This is a genomic window from Neisseria sp. 74A18 (genome assembly GCF_001308005.1).
Classification (GTDB): domain Bacteria; phylum Pseudomonadota; class Gammaproteobacteria; order Burkholderiales; family Neisseriaceae; genus Neisseria; species Neisseria dumasiana.
Genome location: NZ_LGZA01000012.1, coordinates 34,084 through 56,883 on the forward strand (window position 1 = coordinate 34,084; position 22,800 = coordinate 56,883).

Genomic DNA, 22,800 nt, shown 5'->3' on the forward strand with positions numbered 1-22,800 from the left:
ATCAAACGCTCAGGCCGTCTGAAATCATTTCAGACGGCCTGAATTTTTGCACCATTCAGATAAAAGCCTGAACAAGTTTGATGCCGTCTGAAAGTAAGGTTTGTAAGTTTCGCCAAAACTCAACAAACGGAATTTTCAGACGGCCAGAGACCTTCGCAAAACCCTCAGATGTGGATGCCGTTCAAGGCGTAGCAGCACAGCGAGTGCAGACATATCGTATAGATAGGCAAACGAGCGAGCAGCGCGCAACGCAGAAATGCGCCGCAGATGGGGGCAAAGGTCTCGGCCTGCTTTTGTGTCAGCGCTGTATCCAGCCGGCAGTTAACGCCCATTCTATCGCTTGGTAGTATTTGGGATGGCGTTCGGGCACTTTGAAATGATCGCGATAAACCACGCGGTGTCTGTCGCTGTACCAGTTGGGTACGATGATGTATTGGTGGCGCATCACGCGGTCGAGTGCGCGGGAAGCGGCTACGAGTTCGGCACGGCTTTCGAAGTGTTCGAAATGTTTTAACAAGGCTTCTACGGCGGGATGGCAGACGCCCGCCCAGTTTTGGCTGCCTTTGGTTTGGGCGGCGGCGCAGCTGAAATAGTTGGCTTGTTCGTTGCCGGGGCTTTCGCTGTTGGCGTAAACCACGATGGTCATGTCGAAATCAAAATCGTTCATACGTTTTTGAAATACAGACGGGTCGGCCAAGCGCACGTTCATGCGGATGCCGATTTTGGCCAAGTCGCGCTGCCATTTGGCGGTAATGCGTTCGTAGGTTTTGCTGGGGGAGAGAAATTCGATCACCAGCGGCTTGCCTTGCGCGTCTTTCAATACGCCTTGATGGTAGCGGTAGCCTGCTTTTTCCAACAGTGCGCGGGCTTTGAGCAGGTTGGGGCGTACGCCTAATACGGGGTCGGTAACCGGAGGTTCGGGCACGTTTTGGTCGAATACTGCGGCGGGCAGGTGCGGGCGTACTTTCTCCAGCAGGGCGAGTTCTGCGCCTTCGGGTTTGCCGCGGGCGGCGGTTTCGCCGTTGGTAAAGAAGCTGTTGCTGCGGCGGTATGCGCCGTAAAACATACGCACGTTGACGCTTTCAAAGTCGAAACTTTCTATCAGTGCGCGCCGCACGAGGATGTTGTCGAAAGGTTTGCGGCGCAGGTTCATCACGAAACCCTGCATGCCGATGGTGTTGTTTTGCTTCCACTCGTGTTTGCTCAGGTTGCGTTTGTTTAAGACGGCATCGGAATAGCCGCGCGTCCAGTTGCGGGCGACGTTTTCCTGCATGAAGTCGTATTGGCCGCCTTTGATGCCTTCGAGCCGCACGCTTTCGTCTTTGTAGTATTTGAAGCGCACGGTGTCGAAATTATACCGGCCTTTGCGTGTGGGCAGGTTTTGCGCCCAGTAGTGTTTGTCGCGCACAAACTCGCTCAAGCGGCCGTTTTCGGTTTTGCCGATGCGGTAGGGGCCGGAGCCGATGGGCGGGGTGTTGGGGGCGGCAGCCAATCCTTTAGGGTAGCTTTTGTGTGAAAACACGGGCAGCTGGCCCAAAATCAAATGCAGTTCGGCGTTGCGCTTTTTGAAGCGGAATACTGCGGTGCGGGCATCGGGGGTATCTACGCGCGCGACGTCTGCCCAGTAGAATTTATACATCGGTGCGGCGGCGGGGTCTTTGACCAATGTGTTAAACGAAGCGGCCACATCTTTGGCCAGCACGGGGTCGCCGTTGTGGAAGCGGGCTTTGGGGTGGAGTTTGAAGGTAACGGAGAGGCCGTCTGAAGCGAGCGACACGTCTTCCGCTAACAGGCCGTACATGGCAAAGGGTTCGTCCATGCCTTTTTCGAGCAGGGTATCGAGCGTGAGTGTGGTGATGCCCGATTCGTGGTCGCCCTTGAGGGTAAACGGGTTGAGCGTGTCGAATCCGCCGGGCAGGGGCATGGTAAACGTGCCGCCTTTGGGGGCGTTGGGGTTCACATAGTGAAACGATTGGAAACCGGCGGGATGGAGTACGGGCTGACCCAATGCCAAACCGTGTGCGGCGGAAACGTAGGCGGCGGGCAGAAGCAGCAATAAGGCAAACAGGGATTTCATAACGGAAAAGGGCGAGTGGTGATGAAGCGGTATTGTAGCGGATATGGCCTGCCAACTTAACCGCTTGCCTGTTTGCTGTGAGAAAAGCAGGATAAAGCCGTCTGAAAACCTGCTTTCAGACGGCCTTGTCCTGCCTGAAACCTTGTTGTCGGAACGTGCCGCCCGTATTCGGTTTACAAGCCGGTGCGGTAATTTGTTACACTTAGCGCAATTTATTTTTCGTTTGTTTTCCCATGTTGACCTACACTCCGCCCGAATCCCGTTCTCCCGCTGCTTCTCGAGAAAAACCGTGGCTGTTGCTGCTGTTGGCTTTTGCGTGGCTGTGGCCGGGCATTTTTTCGCGTGATTTGTGGAACCCTGCCGAGCCGGCGGTGTTTACCGCTGTCGAAGCATTTGCCAACGGTGGCAAAACTTGGCTGCCCGAGGTACTCGGCAAACCTTATTTCGATATTTCGCCCGTGTATGTTTGGGTGTCGGCATGGTTTCAAAAACTGCTCTCGCCGCATGTGGCCGATGCTTATTCCGCTTCGCGTTTCGCCAGCGTGCTGTTTACCGTAGTCGGGCTGGTGTGCTGCGGCAAGGCGGGGTTCCGCTTTTTGGGCCGACATCAGGGGCGCAGCGTGGCATTGATTCTGATCGGCTGTGCGGGCTTGGTAACGATGGCGCACTTCCTCGGCGGCTATGCCGTGGTGTTTGCCGCGCTCGGTATGTGCTTGTATGGCTTCGCTTTGGTGCAGACGCGCGTGATTATGGCATCGCTGCTGCTTGGTGGCGGCTGGGCGTTGCTGTTTACATCGGCCGGTTTGCTGCTGCCCATTGCGCTGATGATGTTGGCTCTGGCCTTGCCTGTTAGCCCGTTGTGGCGGTTTAAGCGTTATTACCTGACTTTGGTTGGCGCGTTGTGTTTTGCGCTGCCGCTGATGGCGGTGCATCTGTTTGCCTTGTCGAAAACCGATATGGAGGCGTTCCGATTGTGGACGGGTCAATATATATTCGGCCCGTTCGGTGGAATCGGGCATTTTCAGACGGCCTTTTCGCTGCCGTATTTTCTGAAAAACCTGCTGTGGTTCGCTTTCCCTGCGTGGCCTTTGGCGGTGTGGACGGCAACGCGCACCAAACTCGCGTCTGAAAAGTGGGGCGTGCTTGCAGTAGCATGGCTGGCAGTGATGCTGGTTCTGCTTGCACTGAATCCGCACCGCAACGCCAATCACCTGATTTGGCTGCTGCCGCCGCTGGCTTTGCTCGGAGCGGCGAAGCTGGACGCGTTGCGCCGCGGTGCGGCGGCGTTTATCAATTGGTTCGGCATTATGGCTTTCGGCCTGTTTGCGGTGTTTCTGTGGATAGGCTTTTTTGCCATGAATTACGGCTGGCCGGAAAAACTGGCGGAGCGTTCGCAATATTTCAGCCCGTATTACACGCCCGATATCGACATTATGCCGATGGTGGTGGCAGTTTTGTTTACGCCTGTGTGGTTGTGGGCGATTACCCGCCGCCATATCCGCGGCCGCCAAGCCGTAACCAACTGGGCGGCAGGGGTTACGCTGGTGTGGGCATTGATGATGACGCTGTTTCTGCCGTGGCTTGATGCAGCCAAAAGCCATGCGCCGGTGGTGAAGCAGATGGAAGCCGCACTGCCTGCGGGCTTGGCGCAATCGGTTTCCGAGGGCAGCCAATGTATCGGCGTGGACGGCAGCGCTGAAACCGCCCGTATCGTGTGGCGGCAATACGGCACGCTGCCGCTGCAAACCGATCATCCGAGCTGCCGTTACCGTTTGGTGCAACAGCCCAAAGGCAGCGCCGCGCCTACCGGTTGGAACCTGATTTGGGAAGGTGCGCGGCCGCGTAATAAGCAGGAAGGTTTTGCCTTGCTCCAAAAAGCGGAATAGCAATCGGGGCAGGGTTGTTGAATGTTGAGGCCGTCTGAAAAACTGATAGTGTTTTTCAGACGGCCTCAAGTGAGTTGCCTGTTGATCAAGCATGATCTATGTTGCTACAACAAAAAACACCCCGAACCATGGCGGCTCGGGGTGTTTTAGTATCGGTATTACAGCGAATAATACATTTCAAATTCCAGCGGATGCGGTGCCATGCGGATGCGTTTCACGTCTTCCGATTTAAACGCGATGTAGCTGTCGATCCAGTCTTTGCTGAACACGCCGCCGCGCAGCAGAAATTCGTGGTCGGCTTTCAATGCCTCCAAAGCTTCTTCGAGCGAAGCGCACACGGTCGGCACCAATGCGTCTTCTTCGGGCGGCAGGTCGTAGAGGTTTTTATCGGCAGGGTCGCCCGGGTGGATTTTGTTTTGAATGCCGTCCAAACCCGCCATCAGCAAAGCCGCGAAGCACAAATAGGGGTTGGCGGTCGGGTCGGGGAAGCGCGCTTCGATGCGGCGGGCTTTGCTGCTGTTCACCGACGGAATGCGGATGGAAGCGGAACGGTTTTTGGCTGAATAAGCCAGTTTGGTCGGTGCTTCAAAGTGCGGTACCAAACGCTTGTAGGAGTTGGTGGAGGGGTTGGTAATCGCATTCAGGGCTTTGGCGTGTTTGATGATGCCGCCGATGTAATACAGGGCGGTGTCGGACAAACCAGCATAACCGTCGCCCGCAAACAGGTTTTGGCCGTCTTTCCAAATGGATTGGTGAACGTGCATACCGCTGCCGTTGTCGCCCATCAGCGGTTTGGGCATAAAGGTGGCGGTTTTGCCGAAGTTGTGGGCGACGTTGAGAATGACGTATTTCATGTTTTGCGTCCAGTCGGCGCGTTTCAGCAGGGTACTGAATTTGGTGCCGATTTCCATTTGCGTGCCGGTGCCGACTTCGGAGTGGTGCACTTCAACGGGGATGCCGATTTCTTCGAGCACGTTCACCATGGCCGAACGCAGGTCTTGGCCGGCATCTACGGGGGCAACGGGGGCGTAGCCGCCTTTCACGAAGGGGCGGTGGCCGGTGTTTTGGCCGTCGAGGTGTTTGCCGCTGCTCCATGCGCCGCTTTCGGAAGTGATTTCGAAACGCGCTTTGTGCATGTGGGTTTCAAATTCAATGCCGTCGAACACGAAAAATTCAGGCTCGGGGCCGAAGAACGCGGTATCGCCGATGCCTGAAGATTTCAGGTAGGCTTCGGCGCGGCGGGCGATGGAGCGAGGGTCGCGGTCGTAGCCTTGACCGTTGGCAGGGTCGATTACGTCGCAGGTCAAAACGAGGGTGGCATCGTCGTAGAAAGGGTCGATGTAGGCGGTGGATGCGTCGGGGCGCAGCTGCATGTCGGAAGCCTGTATACCTTTCCAGCCGCCGATAGACGAGCCGTCGAAAGCTTGGCCGTTTTCAAACCATTCTTCGGGGTCGTCCAAAACAACGCGCGAGGGAATCGTGAAGTGGTGCTGTTTGCCTTTGGTATCGGTAAAGCGCAAATCAACGAAACGTATTTCGTTTTCTTCAATCAGTTTGACAACATCTTTAACAGACATATAAAGCTCCTGCTGGGGAATAGGGAAGATGAAAACGTGCCGGATTGGGAGTGCGCGGAGCGCAAATCGGGTATGGGCGTATTGTGCCATAAGCAAGCCTGAAAAAGGCGGCAGCGTAAAAATAAATCTGCCTTGCCGCGGTTTCGGCGAGGTGTTTTTCAGACGGCCTAGGACGGTTAAATATAAGTTTAGCGGGTATAGATTGTCAACAATTTGTAAGGTTTTGCAGCACAAGCGATACGGATGCGGCAGGGTGTGGGTTTCACTATATAATACGTCGGTTATTCCACAGCAGGTTTTTATGATGAACAGCACCAAGCCCCGTTATGCCGTGTTCGGCAACCCGATTGCACACAGTAAATCGCCGCAAATCCATCAGCAGTTTGCCGCGCAGGAAGGCGTGCAGATTGAATATGAACGTATTTTGGCCGAACCGGGTGCGTTTGCCGAGGCGGCGGCACGTTTTTTTGCCGAAGGCGGGCAGGGGGCGAATGTAACCGTGCCGTTTAAAACCGATGCTTACGATTGGGTGGACGAGCATTCCGAACGGGCGCAGGCGGCGGGTGCAGTGAATACGGTAATTCCGTTGGGCGGCGGGCGTTTTCGCGGCGACAACACCGACGGCGCAGGCTTGGTCAACGATATTCTTCAGGCGCAGGAAGTGGCGGTTGCGGGCAAACGGATTCTGATTTTGGGCGCGGGCGGAGCCGTGCGCGGCGTGATTCCCGTGCTGTTGGCGCGGCAGCCCGCCGCCGTTACCGTTGCCAACCGCACACCGGCCAAAGCGGAAGAGTTGGCGGCGCGTTTCGGCATTCAGACGGCCCCGTTGGACGCTTTGCCGCATCATCACTTCGATATTGTTATCAATGGCACGTCGGGCGGTTTGAGCGGCAGCATTCCCGATGTAGAAGCGGGCGTGTTCGGCGCGTGCGAACTTGCCTACGATATGGTGTACGGCGAAGGCGCGCAGGCGTTTCTGAACTTCGCCCGCCGTTCGGGTGCAAAGAAAACAGCCGACGGCTTGGGCATGTTGGTGGGGCAGGCGGCGTGTGCTTATGCCTTGTGGCGGGGTTTCGAGCCGGACATCAAGCCCGTTATCCGATATATGAAAGAGGCCGTCTGAAATGATTAAATGGCTGATTGCGCTGCCTTTTGCCGCCTTTATTCTGTTTAACGCCTATGTGTACGGCAACATCATTACCTACCGCGCCGTGGCGCCGCACAAAACCGCGTTTATGAGTATGCGCATGAGCGATTTCCGCGATAAGGGCAAAGACGTGGAGCTGGATTACCGTTGGGTGCCTTACGACCAAATTTCCATCAATCTTAAAAAAGCCCTGATTGCCTCGGAAGATGCCAAATTTGCCGCTCACGGCGGTTTTGATTGGAGCGGCATCCGCAACGCCATCAAACGCAACCAGCGCAGCGGCAGAATCCGCGGCGGCGGTTCGACCATCAGCCAACAGTTGGCTAAGAACCTGTTTTTAAACGAGAGCCGCAGCTATTGGCGCAAGGCGGAAGAGGCAGCGATTACGGCGATGATGGAAGCCACCACCGATAAAGACCGCATTTTCGAGCTGTATTTGAACTCCATCGAATGGGGCTACGGTATTTTCGGGGCGGAAGCCGCGTCGCAACATTTTTATAAGAAGCCGGCAGCCAAGCTGACCAAACAGCAGGCCGCGCAACTGGCCGCCCGCGTGCCGCGCCCGCTGTATTACGCCGAAAACCCGCGCGACAGAGCATTGCGTGCGAAAACGAATATTATTTTGCGGCGCATGGGTTCGGCGGAATTGCCGGATACGGAGTGAAGCAGAACAGTTTGCTCTTAATTAATCAAGCAATTTAATAACAAGTACATACGCTGAGACCTTTGCAAAACCCCCAGATGTGGATGCAGTTCAAGGCGTAGCAGCACAGCGAGTGCAGACATATCATATAGATAGGCAAACGAGCGAGCAGCGCACAACGCAGAAATGCGCCGCAGATGGGGGTTTTGCAAAGGTCTCACGCTATATTTGCGCTTGCCCAACATAACGAATAAGTTGCCCGATCGAAATGAATCAGGCCGTCTGAAATATAGGGTTTCAGACGGCCTGATGTGTTATGGGCGGTTTCGGCGGCTTAATGATTGAGCTTGGCAACCACGTCGGCCAGCGATTTTTGCCAATCCGGTGCGTTGATGCCCAGTCCGCTACGGATTTTATTGCAGTCGAGCACGCTGTATTCGGGGCGGAAGGGCGGTTCGGCGCTGTTGCCGCTTTCGGCTTTTAAAACGGGGGCGGTAAACCCGCTGCGGACATTGGAGGCCGTTTGAAGAATCTGTTCGGCAAATTCCAAACGGTTCACGGGGGTGCTGCCGCAGTAGTGGTATATGCCGCGCGGGAAAGCGTCCATATCGAGTATGTTGATCATGGTTTGCGCCAAGTCGCCCGCATAAGTGGGGCAGCCGGTTTGGTCGTTGACAACCGTTATTTCGGGCTGTGCGGCGGCTTGGTTGAGAATGGTTTTGACGAAATTGCTGCCATATTCGCTAAATACCCATGCGGTGCGGATAATCAGGCTGTCGGGGTTGGCGGCCAAGGCGAGAAATTCGCCGGAGAGTTTCGATTTGCCGTAAGCGCCGGCGGGGTCGGGCGGGGCGGTTTCGGTGTAGGGGGTTTTGCTTTTGCCGTCGAAAACATAGTCGGTGGAAATGTGGAGAAAGCGTGCTTTAACGGCGCGGGCGGCGGCGGCAAGGTTGTGGACGGCGCTGCCGTTAACGGCAAAGGCTTTGGCACGCTCTTTTTCGGCTTTATCTACGGCTGTGTAGGCGGCGGTGTTGACCACGGCGTCGGGTTGGAAGCTCTTAACCATGTTCAGCACGGCTTCGGCGTCGGTAATGTCGAGCGTGGCGGAGTCGGCGGCAATCAGCTCCCAGTTTTCGGGGAGGCGGTCTTTGAAGCAGCGGCCGAGCTGGCCTTTGGAGCCGGTAAGCAGAATTCTCATGAGAACAGTTCCTTTGAGGGTTTTCCTTGTTATGGACGTATGGTTTGAGCGGCGGATGCGTTGCTGCGCGGATTATTATAAAGCAAGTTTCGGGCCGTCTGAAAGCGTATGTAGTGTAGCGGCTGCGGCTTCGGCGTTTTGCGGGAGCAATGGGTTAGCCGTTTAAAATGTAAGGAATTGTAATTTCGGCATAAGCTTAGGGAAACAATGCTGATACCGTTTGTCTTAACTTTACGTTTGACAGGAAGGGTTTTGGTTATACTGTCGGGCGGATTTCAGACGGCATGTTTCTTGCTTTTTCTTTTGGGGTTGAGGCCGTCTGAAAGCGATATTGACGATTAATCACGGAGTAATCTTTATGTTGAAAAAATGGCTGGCCGTTTTGGCTGTATTCACATCCCTGTTTTCTTTGAGCGGCTGCGGCTATAACACCATGCAGACGCAGGACGAAGCGGCCAATGCGGCTTGGTCTGAGGTGCTCAACCAATATCAGCGCCGTGCCGATTTGATTCCTAATCTGGTCAATACCGTAAAAGGTTACGCCAAGCATGAGGAAAAAGTGCTGACCGATGTAACCGAAGCGCGCAGTAAGGTCGGCAGTATTCAGATGACGGCGGAAGATGCCACCAACGAAGAAAAAATGAAGCAATACGTCCAAGCGCAAGGCGAATTGAGCAGCGCGTTATCCCGCCTGCTGGTGGTGTCTGAAAACTATCCGCAACTGAAAGCCGACCAAAACTTCCGCGACTTGCAGGCGCAGCTCGAAGGCACTGAAAACCGCGTGACTTTGGCGCGCAACAACTACATCAAATCGGTGCAAACCTACAACACGACTTTGCGCCAGTTCCCGCAAAACATCACGGCGATGATTTTCGGCATGAAAGCGCGTCCGCAGTTTACGGTTGAAAACGAAAAAGCGGTTTCTACTTCGCCGAAAGTAGAGTTTTAATGTTCGAAGCTGATGCTTTCAGACGGCCTCTGTTGAAGCGTGAGGCCGTCTGAAATGTATGGCCGCCTGTGTTTTGACGTTGACGGAAAACGATGCTGAAAACCCTGTTGCTGTTTGTGGCTACGGCTTTGGCGGAAATCATCGGCTGCTACCTGCCTTATGTGTGGCTGCGGCAAAACGGTTCGCCGTGGCTGCTGTTGCCCGCCGCCTTGAGTTTGGCGGCATTCGCTTGGCTGCTGACGCTGCATCCGACCGCCAGCGGCAGAGTGTATGCCGCTTACGGCGGCGTGTATATCAGCATGGCCTTACTGTGGCTGTGGGCGGTGGACGGTGTGAAACCGCACCTCACCGACTGGATAGGCGTGGCTTTGTGCCTGAGCGGTATGGCGGTGATTATGGCGGGCGCGCGCCAGTAGCTTGGGTTGCGCCTGCCGTGTTTTCAGACGGCCTATAGCATAGGATGGGGCCGTCAGAAAATCTGAAATCTGTTTTGTAAAGAGGAATTCCATGCAATCTGCAATACAACGCTTCGGCGCGTTTCTGGCCATGATGCTGGCGAGCGTGTGGCTGTTTGCCGCCGAGCTGACGCCGGTGCCTGCGCTTACCGCCCCTGTGATGGATACGGCGCAGATGATGCAGCCGCAAGCCAGAGAGCAGCTGAACGCACACTTGCTGCAATACAGCCGCGAAAAAGGCAGCCAGATTATGGTGCTGACCGTGCCGACGATCGAGCCGGAAACGCCGTTTGACTACGCCGCCCGGGTAATGGAAGCTTGGCAGCCCGGCCGAAAAGACATCAGCGACGGCGTGTTGCTGCTGCTGGTGCGCGACGAACGTAAAACCCATCTTGCCGTGGGCCGGGGTTTGGAAGGCGCAATACCCGACGTGTACGCCAAACGGGTTCTCGAAGACGTATTGCGCCCGTATCTGCGTGCAGGCCAAACCGACGAAGGGATTACCGCAGCGGTGGTGCAGGTGGAAAAACTGATTGCGGGCGAGGGTTTGCCTGAAGTCGAGCCGACTGCGTCTTACGCCGATGAAGGTGGAGAAGGCTGGATGATGCTGTTGATTCTGCCGTTTTTTGCCGGCGCGTTTTTAAAAGCCTTATTTGGCCGTACTTTCGGCAGCTTGGCAACGGGCGGTTTGGTATTTGTTGCCGCGCTTGTGCTGGGCTTGGGCGTGTTTATCGGCATATTGGCCGGATTGTTCGGCACGGTATTGGCTTTTGCCTTGGGCAGCGGCGCATTCATTTCCGGCGGTGGCGGCAGAGGCGGTAGGGGGGGAGGCTTCGGCGGTGGTGGCTTTGGCGGCGGATTCGGCGGCGGCTCGGGCGGTTGGAGCAGCGGCGGAGGCGGATTTAGCGGCGGAGGCGGCGGCTTCGGCGGCGGCGGTGCATCGGGAGGATGGTAATGGAACAAAATAAATTCAAACGGTTATGGCAGCATTGGCTGCATCCGCGCTTTAGGGTGGAACGCTATCTGCCTACTTCTGATTTGCAGCGCATCAGCCGAGAAATCGGTTTGTCGGAGCAAAATCACTACGGGCAGATACGCTTCGTGGTCGAATCCCGCTACCCCAGTGCCGAGGTGCTGCGCGGTTTGGATACCCGCACCCGTGCGTGGCAGTGGTTCGGCGAGTTGGGGGTATGGAACACAGAAATGAACAGCGGCGTGCTGGTGTATATTTCGTTTGCCGATCATGCGGTTGAAATCGTGGCAGACCGAGGTATCGCAGCCAAAGTCGATGATGCGGACTGGCAGCACGTTTGCCAAACCATGCGCGAAGCTTTCCGCCAAGGTGCGTTTGTAACGGGTTTGGAAAACGGTTTGCGTGAAGTGAACGGGCTGTTGACCGAGCATCTGCCGCGCAGTGAAGGATGTAACGGCGGCGACAACGAATTGCCGGACGATGTGGTGTTGAGATAACGGCATTTAATATATGGCGTGCCTTGAAGTGTGAGGCCGTCTGAAAAACAAAAAGGGCAGAATCATCTGCCCTTTATTGTTTGAATGCCTGAACGCATCGTTCGGAATGATTAACGGAGTATCAAGCACCCAAGAACCAGAATTTGGCTGCCCATGCCACGGCCACAATCCATACCATAGGCGGTACTTCTTTAGAACGGTTGCACAGCAGTTTGATTACCGCGTAGCTGATAAAGCCCATGGCGATACCGTCGGCAATCGAATAGGTGAAGGGCATGAAAGCAATGGTCAGGAAGGCCGGAGCGGCTTCGGTAATGTCGAACCATTCAATTTCAAGCACGCTTCGCATCATTTGCACGCCGATGTAGAGCAGGGCGGGTGCGGTGGCGAAACCGGGTACGGTTTGTGCGAGCGGAGAGAACCACAAACACGCCAGCATCAGCACGCCCACAGTGATGGCGGTCAAACCGGTGCGGCCGCCTGCCGATACGCCCGATGCACTCTCGATATAAGGTGTGGTGGACGACGTGCCCAATACCGCGCCCGCTACGATGGCGGTAGAGTCGGCGAACAGTGCTTTTTTCAAGCGCGGCAGTTTGCCGTCCACCAGCAAGCCCGCACGGTGAGATACGCCCACCAGCGTGCCGGTGCTGTCGAACAAATCCACCAGAAAAAAGACGAAAATCACGGCAATCAGGCTGCCGTTAAACAGGCCGTTGAAATCCATCTGCATAAAGGTAGGCGCAATGCTGGGAATCGGTGCCGTAAAGCCTTTGAATTCGGTTAAACCCAAAAAAATGGAAATCAGCGTAACGGCGAAAATGCTGAGAATAATCGCACCGCGCACGCGGAAATAATCCAGCACGATGATCATGAAAAAGCCCAGCAAAGCCAATAAAACCGGCCAGTTGGGCAGTTTCACGCCGTTTTCGATCACATACAGCTCGCCCATTTTCACCAAAGTGGCTTCGCTGGCCACAATCAGGCCCGAGCCTTTCAGCGCAATCAGAGCCAAAAACAGGCCGATACCGGCGGCAACGGCCATTTTCAAGCTCATGGGCAGGGCATTGACCAGCATTTCGCGGATTTTGAAAAAGCTGAACAAAATAAAGATGATGCCCGACATAAACACCGCAGCCAAAGCAACCTGCCACGGCACGCCCATGCCTTTTACCACCGAAAACGTGAAGTAGGCGTTCAAGCCCATGCCGGGGGCGAGGGCAATCGGATAATTGGCCAGCGCACCCATAATAAAACAGCCGATGGCTGCGGAAATACAGGTGGCTACAAACACCGCACCGAAATCCATGCCTGTAGTCGAAAGGATGCCGGGGTTGACGATGATGATGTAGCACATGGTGAGAAAGGTCGTGAAGCCGGCCATAATCTCAGTGCGTATATTCGTGCCGTGTTCGCTTAATTTGAACAGGCGTTCCAACAAGCTGGGTTGAGAGGTATTCATAATGTATATTTAAGTTAAAGAAAGTAAAACGAGCACGCATTATAGCCGATTAGCCCGGGCTTTGAACAAACTTCGAGAGTAAAAAACCAAATCGAAGGCCAATGTGCGGGCTTCTTGCAAACGCAGGCTAACTGAATATGCCATAGATCAAGAGAGATCTTTGCAAAAACCCGTTTGGCCATTGTTTGCACTTGCCGTGCTGTTATTTTTTGCACGGCATCCACATTGGGCACAAAGGTATCGGATTGCTCGGAACGCACAATTGCCGTGCGTGTCCAATCACCAATGATTTATTTTCAGAAAGCCTGCAATGACCTATTTTCCCACACAGCTTTTGCGCCCGCGCCACGCCGTTTTATCCGGTTTGCCCGACGATGCTTCCTTAACCGTTGCTCTGCATCCGTTTCGATGGAACGAAGATTGCGAAGAAGAAACCGAAATCCGCCTCGACAATATCAGGCTGCCCTCGCTCCAACCGCAAGATTTAATCAGCCGGTCATTTCAATTTCCCCTCAACGATGCCGCCGCCACGCCAACCATGCCTTATATCGACGGATCAATTTATCTTGATGAAGTGCACCATCCGATTGACGTTACCGCTTTGGTTTTCCAAGCCGCTGCAAACGGCGGTGTTGTTGTGACGATAACAGGCGTTTATTGCTTTGAATGCGAAGGTTTGGACGACTACACCGATACACCGTTTACGTTAACCGTTCCCGTTGGTTTTACAGCGCAAAACGATTGCTGACACATCAATATAAGTAGGGAATATAAGTAAGGCCGTCTGAAATTTCCCCGACCCGTCGGCCGCTTATGCTATGATGCCGCCGTTTATCCATCCAGTTTTGAGGGCTTTGAATATGACTTGGTCGGCAGCAGACAGCGCGTCGCTTTACGGTATCCGCCATTGGGGTGACGGTTATTTTTCGGTGGGCGAAAACGGTCATGTGATGGTCAAACCCAACAACAACAGTGATACCGAAGTCGATTTATACGGTTTGGTGGCTAAGCTCAACGAGCGCGGGCAGGATTTGCCGATGCTGTTCCGCTTTCCCGATATTCTGCAAGACCGTGTGGCGCGGCTGTGTGCGGCGTTTAACCGCTCCATCCGCAAAAACGAATATCAGGGCAAATATACGGCGATTTATCCGATTAAAGTGAACCAGCAGGAATCGGTGGTGAAAAACATCATCGTGCCGAAAAACGATCAGGTGTCGATCGGTTTGGAGGCCGGTTCCAAACCGGAACTGATGATTGTGCTGGCGTTTGCACCCAAAGGCGGCACGATTGTGTGCAACGGCTATAAAGACCGCGATTTCATCCGCCTTGCGCTCATCGGCCAGCGGCTCGGCCATGAAGTGTTTATCGTGATTGAGAAAGAATCGGAAGTGGATTTGGTGATTCAGGAGTCGAGAAACCTGGGCATCAAAGCCAATATCGGCCTGCGCGTGCGTTTGTCGTCGCTGTCGTCGAGCAAATGGGCGGATACGGGCGGCGAAAAAGGCAAGTTCGGCCTTTCTGCCGCGCAACTGATTTCGGCGGTGGAAAAGCTCACGGCAGCGGGTTTGGCCGACAATGTGAAGCTGATGCACTTCCATATGGGTTCGCAAATTTCCAATATCGCCGATTACCGCATGGGCTTTAAAGAAGCGGTGCGTTATTTTGCCGAACTGCGCGGGCTGGGGCTGCCGATTGAGTATGTGGACGTGGGCGGCGGTTTGGGTGTGGACTACGACGGCACGCACTCGCGCAATGCCAGCTCCATCAACTACGATATGGGCGAATATTCGCATGTGATTGTGTCGATGCTGGCCGAATATTGCAACGAACACAATATGCCGCATCCGCATATTTTCTCCGAATCCGGCCGCGCGATGACGGCGCATCATGCGGTACTGGTGATGAATGTCACCGATGTGGAGCGGCTGCCCGAGCAAGTGCCGGAAATTTCCGATGCCGAAAATTTGTCGTTTGCCACCAAAAAACTGATTACGCTGCTGGATACCAACGACAGCGAAATGGTAACCGAAACCTATTACCGCGTCGGCCATTATCTCACCGAAGTCACCGAGCAATATCTCGAAGGCAAAGTGCCGCTGAAAGAAAAAGCCTTGGCCGAGCAGCTTCATGCCGTGTTGTGCCGCCGTTTGAAAAACCAGCTTCAGGCGGGCAGACGTTCGCAACGGCAGGTGTACGACGACCTTACCGATAAGCTGGCCGACAAATATTTCTGCAATTTCAGCGTGTTCCAAAGCCTGCCCGACACATGGGCCATCGGCCAAGTGCTGCCGATTATGCCGCTGCACCGCTTGAGCGAACGCCCCACGCGCCGCGCCGTGCTGCAAGACTTAACCTGCGATTCAGACGGCAAAATCAGCCAATATGTCGATCAGCAAAGCATCGAATCGAGCATGAGCGTGCATGACTTGAAACACGGCGAGCCGTATGTTTTAGGCGTGTTTATGGTGGGGGCGTATCAGGAAATTCTCGGCGATATGCACAACCTTTTCGGCGATACCGATTCGGTAAACGTGTATGTGCGCGACAACGGCAATATAGAATTCGGCGGCATGGAAGAGCATGACACCATTGAAGACATGCTCCACTATGTGCATCTTTCCACCGGCGAAGTGATTAACCGTTTTGAAGAAAAAACCCGCTGGGCGCAGCTTAAATCGACCGAGCGCAAACTGTTTACCGCCGAATTTATGCACGCGCTCAAGCAAAGCAGCTATTTGAGTACCGATCCGGAAGATGCAGAAGACTGATAAGCAAAGGTCTCGAGCCGTCTGAAACAGGCCGTCTGAAACATGATATAGTGCACGCGCTTTATCATTTTCAGACGGCCTGTTTCATTATGGACACATCTACGCTTTACCTCATCCTTACCGCCCTTGCCGCCGCCTTTTTCGGCATCCTCATCACTTGGCTGATTTTGCGCAACAAACATCAGGCCGAGCAAAACCGCTTGAACGGGCAGCTTGCCGAACGCACCCAGCAATACCAGTTCGCCGCGCAAGAGCAGGCCGAGGCGGAAAACGCGCTTGATGCCCTGCAACAGCAATTTCAGACGGCCCAAACCGCCCTTGCCGCCGCCGAAACCCGCAGCAGCCAGATCGAGCCGCTGCAAAACGAGCTGGCGCAAAGCCGCCGTCACGCGCAGGATTTGCAGGCCGAAGTGCAGGAAATCCACAGCCGCTTTGCCGCCGCCAAACAGCACATCGAAGGCTTGCAGGCGCGCGAAAGCGAATTAGGCCGTCTGAAAGAAGATTATGCTCAATTGCAGCAAACCGTGGCCGATTTGAAAGTGCGCAACGAAAGGCTGCATACCCAAATCGAGCAGGAACGCCTTGCCTCGGAAGAAAAACTCGCCCTGTTGAGCGAAGCACGCCAAAGCTTAACCGACCAGTTTCAAAATCTCGCCAACAATATTCTCGAAGAAAAAACCAAACGCTTTACCGAACACAACACCGAAAACATCAACCGCCTGCTCACTCCGCTCAGCGAGCGCATGGGCAAATTCAGCGAGCTGGTACAAAGCACTTACGAAAAAGAAGCCAAAGAGCGGCTCACGCTTGAAAACGAACTCAAACGCCTGCAAACCCTCAACACCCAGCTTCACACCGATGCCAAAGCCCTCACCGACGCGCTCACCGGCGTGCAAAACAAAACGCAGGGCAACTGGGGCGAGATGGTTTTGGAAACCGTGCTGGAAAATTCCGGCTTGGTGAAAGGGCGCGAATATATTGTTCAAGCGGCCTCCGTGCGCCACGAAGAAGACGGCAGCACCCGCCGTCTGCAACCCGACGTGCTGGTCAACCTGCCCGACAACAAACAAATCATCATCGACAGCAAAGTATCGCTCACCGCCTATGTGCGCTACACGCAGGCGCAAACGCCTGAAGAGGCCGAACGCGCACTCGCCGCCCACGCCGCCAGCGTACGCGCCCACATCAAGAGCCTGTCGCTCAAGCAATACAGCCATATCGAAGGCGTGAACACGCTCGATTTCGTGTTTATGTTTATCCCCGTCGAACCCGCCTACCTGTTGGCCTTGCAACACGACGACAACCTGTTTCAAGAGTGCTTCGACAGACGCATCATGCCCGTCGGCCCCAGCACCCTGCTGGCGACGCTGCGCACGGTGGCGAATATTTGGCGCAATGAACAGCAAAACCAAAACGCCATCGCCATCGCCGAAGAAGGCGGCAAGCTCTACGACAAATTCGTAGGCTTCGTGACCACGCTGGAGAGCGTCGGCAAAAACATCGAGCAGGCGCAAAGCCAATACCAAGCCGCGTTCAAACAGCTTTCCGAAGGCCGCGGCAATTTGGTGAACCGCGCCGAAAAACTGCGCAAACTGGGCGTAAAAGCCTCGAAGCAGCTGGAAAAAAGTTTGGCGGAAAAAGCCGGCGGAGAAGCATTGGAGCTGCCCGCAGGCAGCGGAGAAGCCGAATCATCGCCCTAACGGGCAGCCGTCTGAAAACTGCTTTTCAGACGGCTGTTGTTTGGTAGGGGAGTATAGTTAATCAATTTACTTAATAACACAACTGTCATACTCGGGCTTGACCCGAGTATCTCCTAAATTTGCTGAACATCACGATACTCGGGTCAAGCCCGAGTATGACGTATGTACTATTTTTAAGTGGTTCGGCTATGTTTGTAAAAACGGCGGCAGGCATGGCGACTGCGGCTTGGTACGCTGTCGGCGGCGGTTAGGAATGTTATAATCAACCGGTTCAGTCTTTTTAGGCTTTGAACAGACTCTTAATATGTAATATGGTTTGAGGCCGTCTGAAATGTTTAGCGAAGCCCGCAAGCTCGCTTTCAGACGGCCTCAATGCGGCTGTTGTTTGCCGTTTCATCATTAATTTTCTATTTTATTGATTTGATACGTTATGAAGTTATTTCCTGCTTTAGAAAAACGTTATTCCAACGAGCAGCTTTCTGCCGGCGATGCACAGCGTTTGGCACAAGAGATTGCCTTTGCGCCGGTTGTGTTCCAAGTGTCGCGGCTGATGGTAAAGTTCGGCATATTCGACCGCCTGATTGAAGAGCGCAACGGCATGACGTTGGACGAAATTGCCCGCAGTGCCGGGTTGAGCCGTTATGCGGCGCAAGTGTTGCTGGAATCTTCGCTAACCATCGGCACCGTGCTGATTCAGGGCGACCGTTACTTTATCTCTAAAGCAGGCTGGTTTTTAACCAAAGACAAGATGGCGCGCGTGAACATGGATTTTGTGCATGAGGTGTGTTATCAGGGTCTGTTTGATTTGGAAGCCACTTTGTTAAACGGCAAGCCCGAAGGGTTGAAAGTGTTCGGCGATTGGCCCACGATTTACGAAGGGCTGTCGCAGCTGCCTGAAACGGCGCAGGAAAAATGGTTTGCGTTCGACCATTACTATTCCGACAATTCGTTTGCCGAAGCATTGGAAATCGTATTTTCCCGACCGGTTAAAAAGCTACTGGATGTCGGCGGCAATACCGGCCGCTGGGCGGTGCAGTGCGTGGCTCACCGTGCCGACGTTGAGGTAACGATTATGGATTTGCCCCAGCAAATCGGCCTGATGCGCAAAGCGGTGGCGGGCAAAACCGGTGAAGAACGGATTCACGGCCACCCCGCCGATCTGCTGGATGCCGAAGTGCCGTTTCCCACGGGTTTCGATGCGGTTTGGATGAGCCAGTTTCTCGACTGTTTCTCCGAAGAAGAAGTAATCTCCATCTTAAGCCGTGCCGCCCGTTCGATGGGCGCGGAGACCGACCTCTATATCATGGAGCCGTTTTGGGACAGACAGAAATATGAAACCGCCGCCTATTGTTTGGCTCAAACCAGTGTCTATTTCACCGTAATGGCCAACGGCAACAGCAAAATCTATCATTCAGAAGACATGATCCGCTGTGTGGAACGCGCCGGTTTGCAAGTGGTGGAGATACACGACAAATTAGGCAGGGGACACAGCATTCTGCGGTGCCGTAAAAGTTCATCCGGCAAGTAAACTTTATTCTGCCAAGATATCAGTTTATTGGTTTTAATCATTAAGGCGTGCCGGTCACGCGGATGCCGTTAAAAAAGTCTGAGGCCGTCTGAAAATTTTTTCAGACGGCCTTTGCGTTGCTTTAAAGCCGGAGCTTAGATAACGGCAGCGGCGTAAGCGTTGTCGTCGTTGTACACGGCTGCGTCGCTGTTTGCATAAACGGCTGCTTCAACGGCATTCACCGAACCGCCGGCCGCAGAAACAGGCAGAACGCTGTCGAGTGCGCTGTCGAGCGAACCGGTGCTGCTGTCGAGCAGGCCGTCTGAAACGGCGTTTGCCGTTGTTTCGGATGCGGCGGGCAGGTTGTTGCCGTGCACTTCGACAGCCGGGCCGGTGTGTTCGGCCACGGTGGTCGAACCCAAAGCGGTAACGGCTAAAACAGGCTCGGTGCTTTCGACGCTGCTTGTGCTGGCGGCAACACCGGCCAGTTTGGCCAATTCGGCATTGGTCATGGTGCCGTCGGCGAACACAAACGAGGTAACGGCGGCATCTGCTTTGTCGGACTGATTGGCAATGGTCAGCGTGTCGGCGGTTTGACCGTTAACCGAAATCACCCAGTCTTGCATGCCGTTGCCGTTGGTAACGGCCTGTACGCTGATATTGCCCATCGAAATGCCGTTGAAATGCACGGTATTGCTGCCTTGGTTGTCGTAAATCACATCGTGGCCGTAGCCGATGCCGAAGTGGTAGGTATCGTTGCCTGCACCGCCGTAGAGTTTGTCGTTACCGCCCAATCCGTTGAGCGTGTCGTTGCCTGCGCCCGATCTGATTTCGTTGTCGAGGCTGTTGCCGGTGATTTTATCGTCGTAGGCGCTGCCTGCCACGTTTTCGATAAAGTCGGTTTTGGCGGTGCCGCTCACGGTGGTGGAAAGCTTGCCGATGTCGCCTTCCAAAATCGGTTCGATTTGGCCGGGCGTGCGGTCGGCGGCGGTATCGGCTACTTTGGTGCCGTCGAAGGCAATCGGTTCGAGCGCGTCTTTGGAGTAAATGCCGCCGAAGCCGATGGCGTGGGAAACGATTTTGTGTTTAATGGCAAAATCTTCCCATTGGAGCTGGCGGGGCATTTGAACGGGTGTATTGGGGTAGCCGTCTGAAAGGAACATGGAAAAGTTTTGTCCGTTTTCGTGGAATATGCTGCCGCGGTTGCTGACAAAGGCAGTTTCGGCCGTATCCAAAGCGGAATAGTAGTTGGTGCTGCCGGAAGCATACAGGGTGTTGATGGCGGCAACGGCATCGGCTTTGTTCATCCATGAATCCATGCCGTTGAACTGCACATAACCCCAACTATTAAAGCCGATGATGCGGATGGCAATGTCGCCTACTTGGCCGTATTTGTCGATGAGTTCAACGGCGGCTTTTTGGGCGTTGACCATATTCTGCCCCCACATGCTGCCCGAGGTGTCGATGATCAGCATCAGGTTGGTTTTGTCGCCGTCGCCGCCCGCTACGCCGCGGCTGCCGCCTGCGCCGATTTGGATGGTGGTGTCGCTGCCGATATGGCCTTTAAATGCGCTCAAATCGAGTTCGACGCCTTCTTTGGCATTGCTCAACACGATGGTGTCGGTATCTTTGCCGCTGCCGCCGTCGATGATGGTTTTTTTACCTTTGCCTTCGATGACGAAAAGGTCGTTGCCGTTGCGGCCCACTAAAACGTCGTTACCGTCGGCACCGTTCAATTCATCGCCGGTATTACCGCCTGAAATGTAGTCGTTACCGCTTGAGCCTTTGAGCGTGATAACGGTTGCGCCTTCTTGTTTCACGTTGTCAGCCAGCAAATCTCGATAGCTTAAATCTTTGATTTCTTGGCTGACGGCATTATCGTCGGTGGCCGATACGATGTTGTCGAGCACTTCGGCTTTACCGTAGGCAGATGTGCCGTCGGCATTTTCCACTCTTACCGACGGGGTAACGGAATGGCTGTCGGTGAGGGTGCTGGCTTCTTTAAAGCGCAGCGTGCCGTTGCCGCTGATGATTTCCAAGCCTTTGAGGGCGGCAAGGTTTTTCACTTCGATAACCACATGGCTGCCGATGTCTAAATGTTTCACATTTTTGAGCTGGTCTTCGCTCAGGGTGATGGTAGTCGGCTCGCTTTCGTCTTTGATGCGTAAGGTGCCGACACCGTCGCCGTTTACGCTCAAGCCTGCCAGTTGCTCGGCACGCAGCGTTACGTTGGAAGGCATTTCGATTTTTTCAATGCTTTCCAAAACAGTACCGCTTAAATCGGTGGTGCCGAATACATACAGCGTGTCGCTGCCTTCGCCGCCGCGCAGCACTTCTCCGTTTGCCGCCTCGCCCCAGTTTTTACCGTTCAGGTTGGCAAGCGGTTCGCCCAATACTTTGTCGTAGGCCGGATTGGTTGACTGGCTGCCGGTGGTTAAGTCGCCTGCAATGATAAAGTTGTCGTTACCGTCGCCGCCTTCGATCACGTCTGCACCGGCTCCGCCGCGCAGGGTATCGTTGCCGCCGAGACCTTTCAAAGTATCGTTGCCGTTGCCGCCAACGAGCACATCATCGTTTTCGGTGCCGATAAGGGTTTGGTCTTCATCGGGATTGGCGGATGAGCCGTTGAGTGTGTTCCACAGCTCGGCCGCAGTGTAAAGGCCGTCTGAAAACTCGAATCGGGCAACGGTTTCGCCGGCTTGGGTTTGGTTTTGGATGGTGAGCGTGTCGCCGCTGTTTTTGAGGCTCACAACCCAATTGCCGTCGGTTTCGGTAACGGTAATGTCGTTCACGCCGATGTGTTCACCGAAGCGCACGGTATTGCTGCCCATGCCGTCTGAAACGGTGTCATGGCCGTAACCTTTGGCGAACACATAGGTGTCGTTGCCGCTGCCGCCTTCGAGCTTGTCGTTACCGTTGCCGCCGTCTAGTAGGTCGTCGCCTTTGTCGCCGCGCAGAATATCGTTACCGTCGCCGCCGTAGAGTACGTCGTTGCCGTCGCCTGCCATCAACAGGTCGTTACCGTCCATGCCGTTTAAGGTGTCGTTACCGCGGCCTGCGCTCAGTCGGTTGTTTCCGCTGTTGCCGGTGAGTATGTTGTCGGCGTTATTGCCGAAAGCGTAAGTGTTGCCGCTACCGGTCAAGGTGATGTTTTCGACATTGCGCGAAGCGGTATAGGTTACGCTGCTGTAAACGGTGTCGGTGCCTTCGCCGGCTTCTTCGATTACGGTGTCGTTTACGTTGTCAACGTAGTACGTATCGTCGCCTGCTTGACCGCGCATCACGTCTTTGCCTTCGCCGCCGTCGAGCACGTCATCGCCCGCGCCGCCGAAGATGTTGTCGCGGTCGGCACCGCCGTAAAGTTTGTCGTTACCTTCGCCGCCGTCGATGGTGTCTTCACCGGCCTGACCGTAGATGCTGTCATTGCCGCGACCGCCGTTCAGACGGTTGTAGTTGTCGTTACCGGTAATCACGTTGTCTTCGTTGTTGCCGGTGCCGTTGATGCGGGCATTGCCGGTTAGGGTAATGTTCTCGACATGGCGCGGGGTAGTGTAGCTGACACTGCTGTAAATAGTGTCGGTGCCTTCGCCGGCATTTTCAACCACGGTGTCGCCTGCGCCTTTGATGTAGAAGCTGTCGTTGCCTTGACCGCCGTACATGGTATCCATGCCGGACTGGCCGTGAATGGTGTCGTTACCGGCCATACCGTAAATAACGGTTTTGCCGGTGCTGCCGTACAGCACATCGTCTTGAGAAGTCCCTTGCACGACCACGGCCGGATCGGCATTGCGGGTTGGAATGTTGGTGTTTTCGCTCATAACAATCTCCTTAGTAGATAAAGTAACAGGGGGGTAAAACGGGATTGCTCTTGGTGGCGTGTATTAAGGATATTTTTATTTTCCAGCGATATTATCCCGAGCGGTTCTAATAATGAATAACTGATATTCAAATATTTTTATAT

General features: G+C 54.5%; 18 protein-coding genes. 11 read left to right on the plus strand and 7 right to left on the minus strand.

The genetic code is table 11. The annotated features are described in order from the left end of the window. Positions 1 to 135 precede the first annotated feature (135 nt). Positions 136 to 321, minus strand: coding sequence for a lipoprotein signal peptidase (locus AKG43_RS13245; protein ID WP_082402991.1), 186 nt, complete (start codon positions 319 to 321; stop codon positions 136 to 138). Further along, a complete protein-coding gene (locus AKG43_RS05480) occupies positions 299 to 2,077 on the minus strand; it encodes an extracellular solute-binding protein (RefSeq protein WP_054599560.1) in 1,779 nt (592 codons plus the stop codon). Before AKG43_RS05480 ends, AKG43_RS13245 begins: the two co-directional genes overlap by 23 nt. Positions 2,078 to 2,310: 233 nt before the next feature. Here AKG43_RS05480 and AKG43_RS05485 point away from each other — a divergent pair, with 233 nt between their 5' ends. Next, positions 2,311 to 3,963 carry a glycosyltransferase family 39 protein gene (locus tag AKG43_RS05485; protein WP_054599561.1) on the plus strand — a complete coding sequence of 551 codons (1,653 nt, stop codon included), beginning with the start codon at positions 2,311 to 2,313 and terminating at the stop codon, positions 3,961 to 3,963. Positions 3,964 to 4,121: 158 nt separating this feature from the next. Here the strand turns inward: AKG43_RS05485 and glnA are convergent, their stop codons facing one another. Continuing rightward, positions 4,122 to 5,540 carry a type I glutamate--ammonia ligase gene (glnA, locus tag AKG43_RS05490; protein ID WP_054599562.1) on the minus strand — a complete coding sequence of 473 codons (1,419 nt, stop codon included), beginning with the start codon at positions 5,538 to 5,540 and terminating at the stop codon, positions 4,122 to 4,124. Between the two features lie 301 nt (positions 5,541 to 5,841). Between glnA and aroE the strand changes: the two genes are divergently transcribed. Both aroE and mtgA read left to right on the plus strand, forming a co-directional pair. Further along, the gene (gene aroE, locus AKG43_RS05495; RefSeq protein ID WP_054599563.1) at positions 5,842 to 6,663 is read left to right on the plus strand and encodes a shikimate dehydrogenase; all 822 of its coding nucleotides are present in this window, start codon (positions 5,842 to 5,844) and stop codon (positions 6,661 to 6,663) included. Position 6,664: 1 nt separating this feature from the next. Further along, positions 6,665 to 7,351 carry a monofunctional biosynthetic peptidoglycan transglycosylase gene (mtgA, locus tag AKG43_RS05500; RefSeq protein ID WP_054599564.1) on the plus strand — a complete coding sequence of 229 codons (687 nt, stop codon included), beginning with the start codon at positions 6,665 to 6,667 and terminating at the stop codon, positions 7,349 to 7,351. 17 nt (positions 7,352 to 7,368) lie between these two features. Here mtgA and AKG43_RS13250 read toward each other — a convergent pair whose 3' ends face one another. Next, positions 7,369 to 7,575 carry a lipoprotein signal peptidase gene (locus AKG43_RS13250; RefSeq protein WP_082402992.1) on the minus strand — a complete coding sequence of 69 codons (207 nt, stop codon included), beginning with the start codon at positions 7,573 to 7,575 and terminating at the stop codon, positions 7,369 to 7,371. A gap of 89 nt (positions 7,576 to 7,664) precedes the next feature. Further along, positions 7,665 to 8,528 carry a dTDP-4-dehydrorhamnose reductase gene (rfbD, locus tag AKG43_RS05505; protein ID WP_054599565.1) on the minus strand — a complete coding sequence of 288 codons (864 nt, stop codon included), beginning with the start codon at positions 8,526 to 8,528 and terminating at the stop codon, positions 7,665 to 7,667. 358 nt (positions 8,529 to 8,886) lie between these two features. Between rfbD and AKG43_RS05510 the strand changes: the two genes are divergently transcribed. The 4 genes from AKG43_RS05510 to AKG43_RS05525 all read left to right on the plus strand — a co-directional run bounded on the left by AKG43_RS05510 (position 8,887) and on the right by AKG43_RS05525 (position 11,402). Next, entirely contained in the window at positions 8,887 to 9,477 is a 591-nt protein-coding gene (locus AKG43_RS05510; protein ID WP_054599566.1) for a LemA family protein, read from the plus strand. 92 nt (positions 9,478 to 9,569) lie between these two features. Further along, positions 9,570 to 9,893, plus strand: coding sequence for a YnfA family protein (locus tag AKG43_RS05515; RefSeq protein WP_197273123.1), 324 nt, complete (start codon positions 9,570 to 9,572; stop codon positions 9,891 to 9,893). Positions 9,894 to 9,984: 91 nt separating this feature from the next. Then, positions 9,985 to 10,887, plus strand: coding sequence for a YgcG family protein (locus AKG43_RS05520; RefSeq protein ID WP_054599567.1), 903 nt, complete (start codon positions 9,985 to 9,987; stop codon positions 10,885 to 10,887). After that, positions 10,887 to 11,402: a TPM domain-containing protein gene (locus AKG43_RS05525; RefSeq protein ID WP_054599568.1), complete on the plus strand. Its 516-nt coding sequence runs from the start codon at positions 10,887 to 10,889 to the stop codon at positions 11,400 to 11,402. The genes AKG43_RS05520 and AKG43_RS05525 overlap by 1 nt, the downstream gene beginning before the upstream one ends. Positions 11,403 to 11,523: 121 nt before the next feature. On the opposite strand, the gene AKG43_RS05530 is transcribed toward AKG43_RS05525, so the two are convergent. Further along, a complete protein-coding gene (locus tag AKG43_RS05530) occupies positions 11,524 to 12,864 on the minus strand; it encodes an NCS2 family permease (protein ID WP_172392816.1) in 1,341 nt (446 codons plus the stop codon). A gap of 310 nt (positions 12,865 to 13,174) precedes the next feature. On the opposite strand from AKG43_RS05530, the gene AKG43_RS05535 reads away from it, so the two are divergent. The 4 genes from AKG43_RS05535 to AKG43_RS05550 all read left to right on the plus strand — a co-directional run bounded on the left by AKG43_RS05535 (position 13,175) and on the right by AKG43_RS05550 (position 18,860). Then, positions 13,175 to 13,612 (plus strand): hypothetical protein, encoded by a 438-nt coding sequence (locus tag AKG43_RS05535; protein WP_054599570.1) that lies wholly within the window; start codon positions 13,175 to 13,177, stop codon positions 13,610 to 13,612. 112 nt (positions 13,613 to 13,724) lie between these two features. Further along, the gene (gene speA, locus AKG43_RS05540; RefSeq protein ID WP_054599571.1) at positions 13,725 to 15,632 is read left to right on the plus strand and encodes an arginine decarboxylase; all 1,908 of its coding nucleotides are present in this window, start codon (positions 13,725 to 13,727) and stop codon (positions 15,630 to 15,632) included. Between the two features lie 89 nt (positions 15,633 to 15,721). Continuing rightward, a complete protein-coding gene (gene rmuC, locus AKG43_RS05545; RefSeq protein ID WP_054599572.1) occupies positions 15,722 to 17,332 on the plus strand; it encodes a DNA recombination protein RmuC in 1,611 nt (536 codons plus the stop codon). Between the two features lie 430 nt (positions 17,333 to 17,762). Then, positions 17,763 to 18,860: a class I SAM-dependent methyltransferase gene (locus tag AKG43_RS05550; RefSeq protein ID WP_054599573.1), complete on the plus strand. Its 1,098-nt coding sequence runs from the start codon at positions 17,763 to 17,765 to the stop codon at positions 18,858 to 18,860. Positions 18,861 to 18,994: 134 nt separating this feature from the next. Here the strand turns inward: AKG43_RS05550 and AKG43_RS05555 are convergent, their stop codons facing one another. Continuing rightward, positions 18,995 to 22,657, minus strand: a complete 3,663-nt coding sequence (locus AKG43_RS05555; protein WP_054599574.1) for a VWA domain-containing protein — start codon at positions 22,655 to 22,657, stop codon at positions 18,995 to 18,997. Positions 22,658 to 22,800 lie beyond the last annotated feature (143 nt).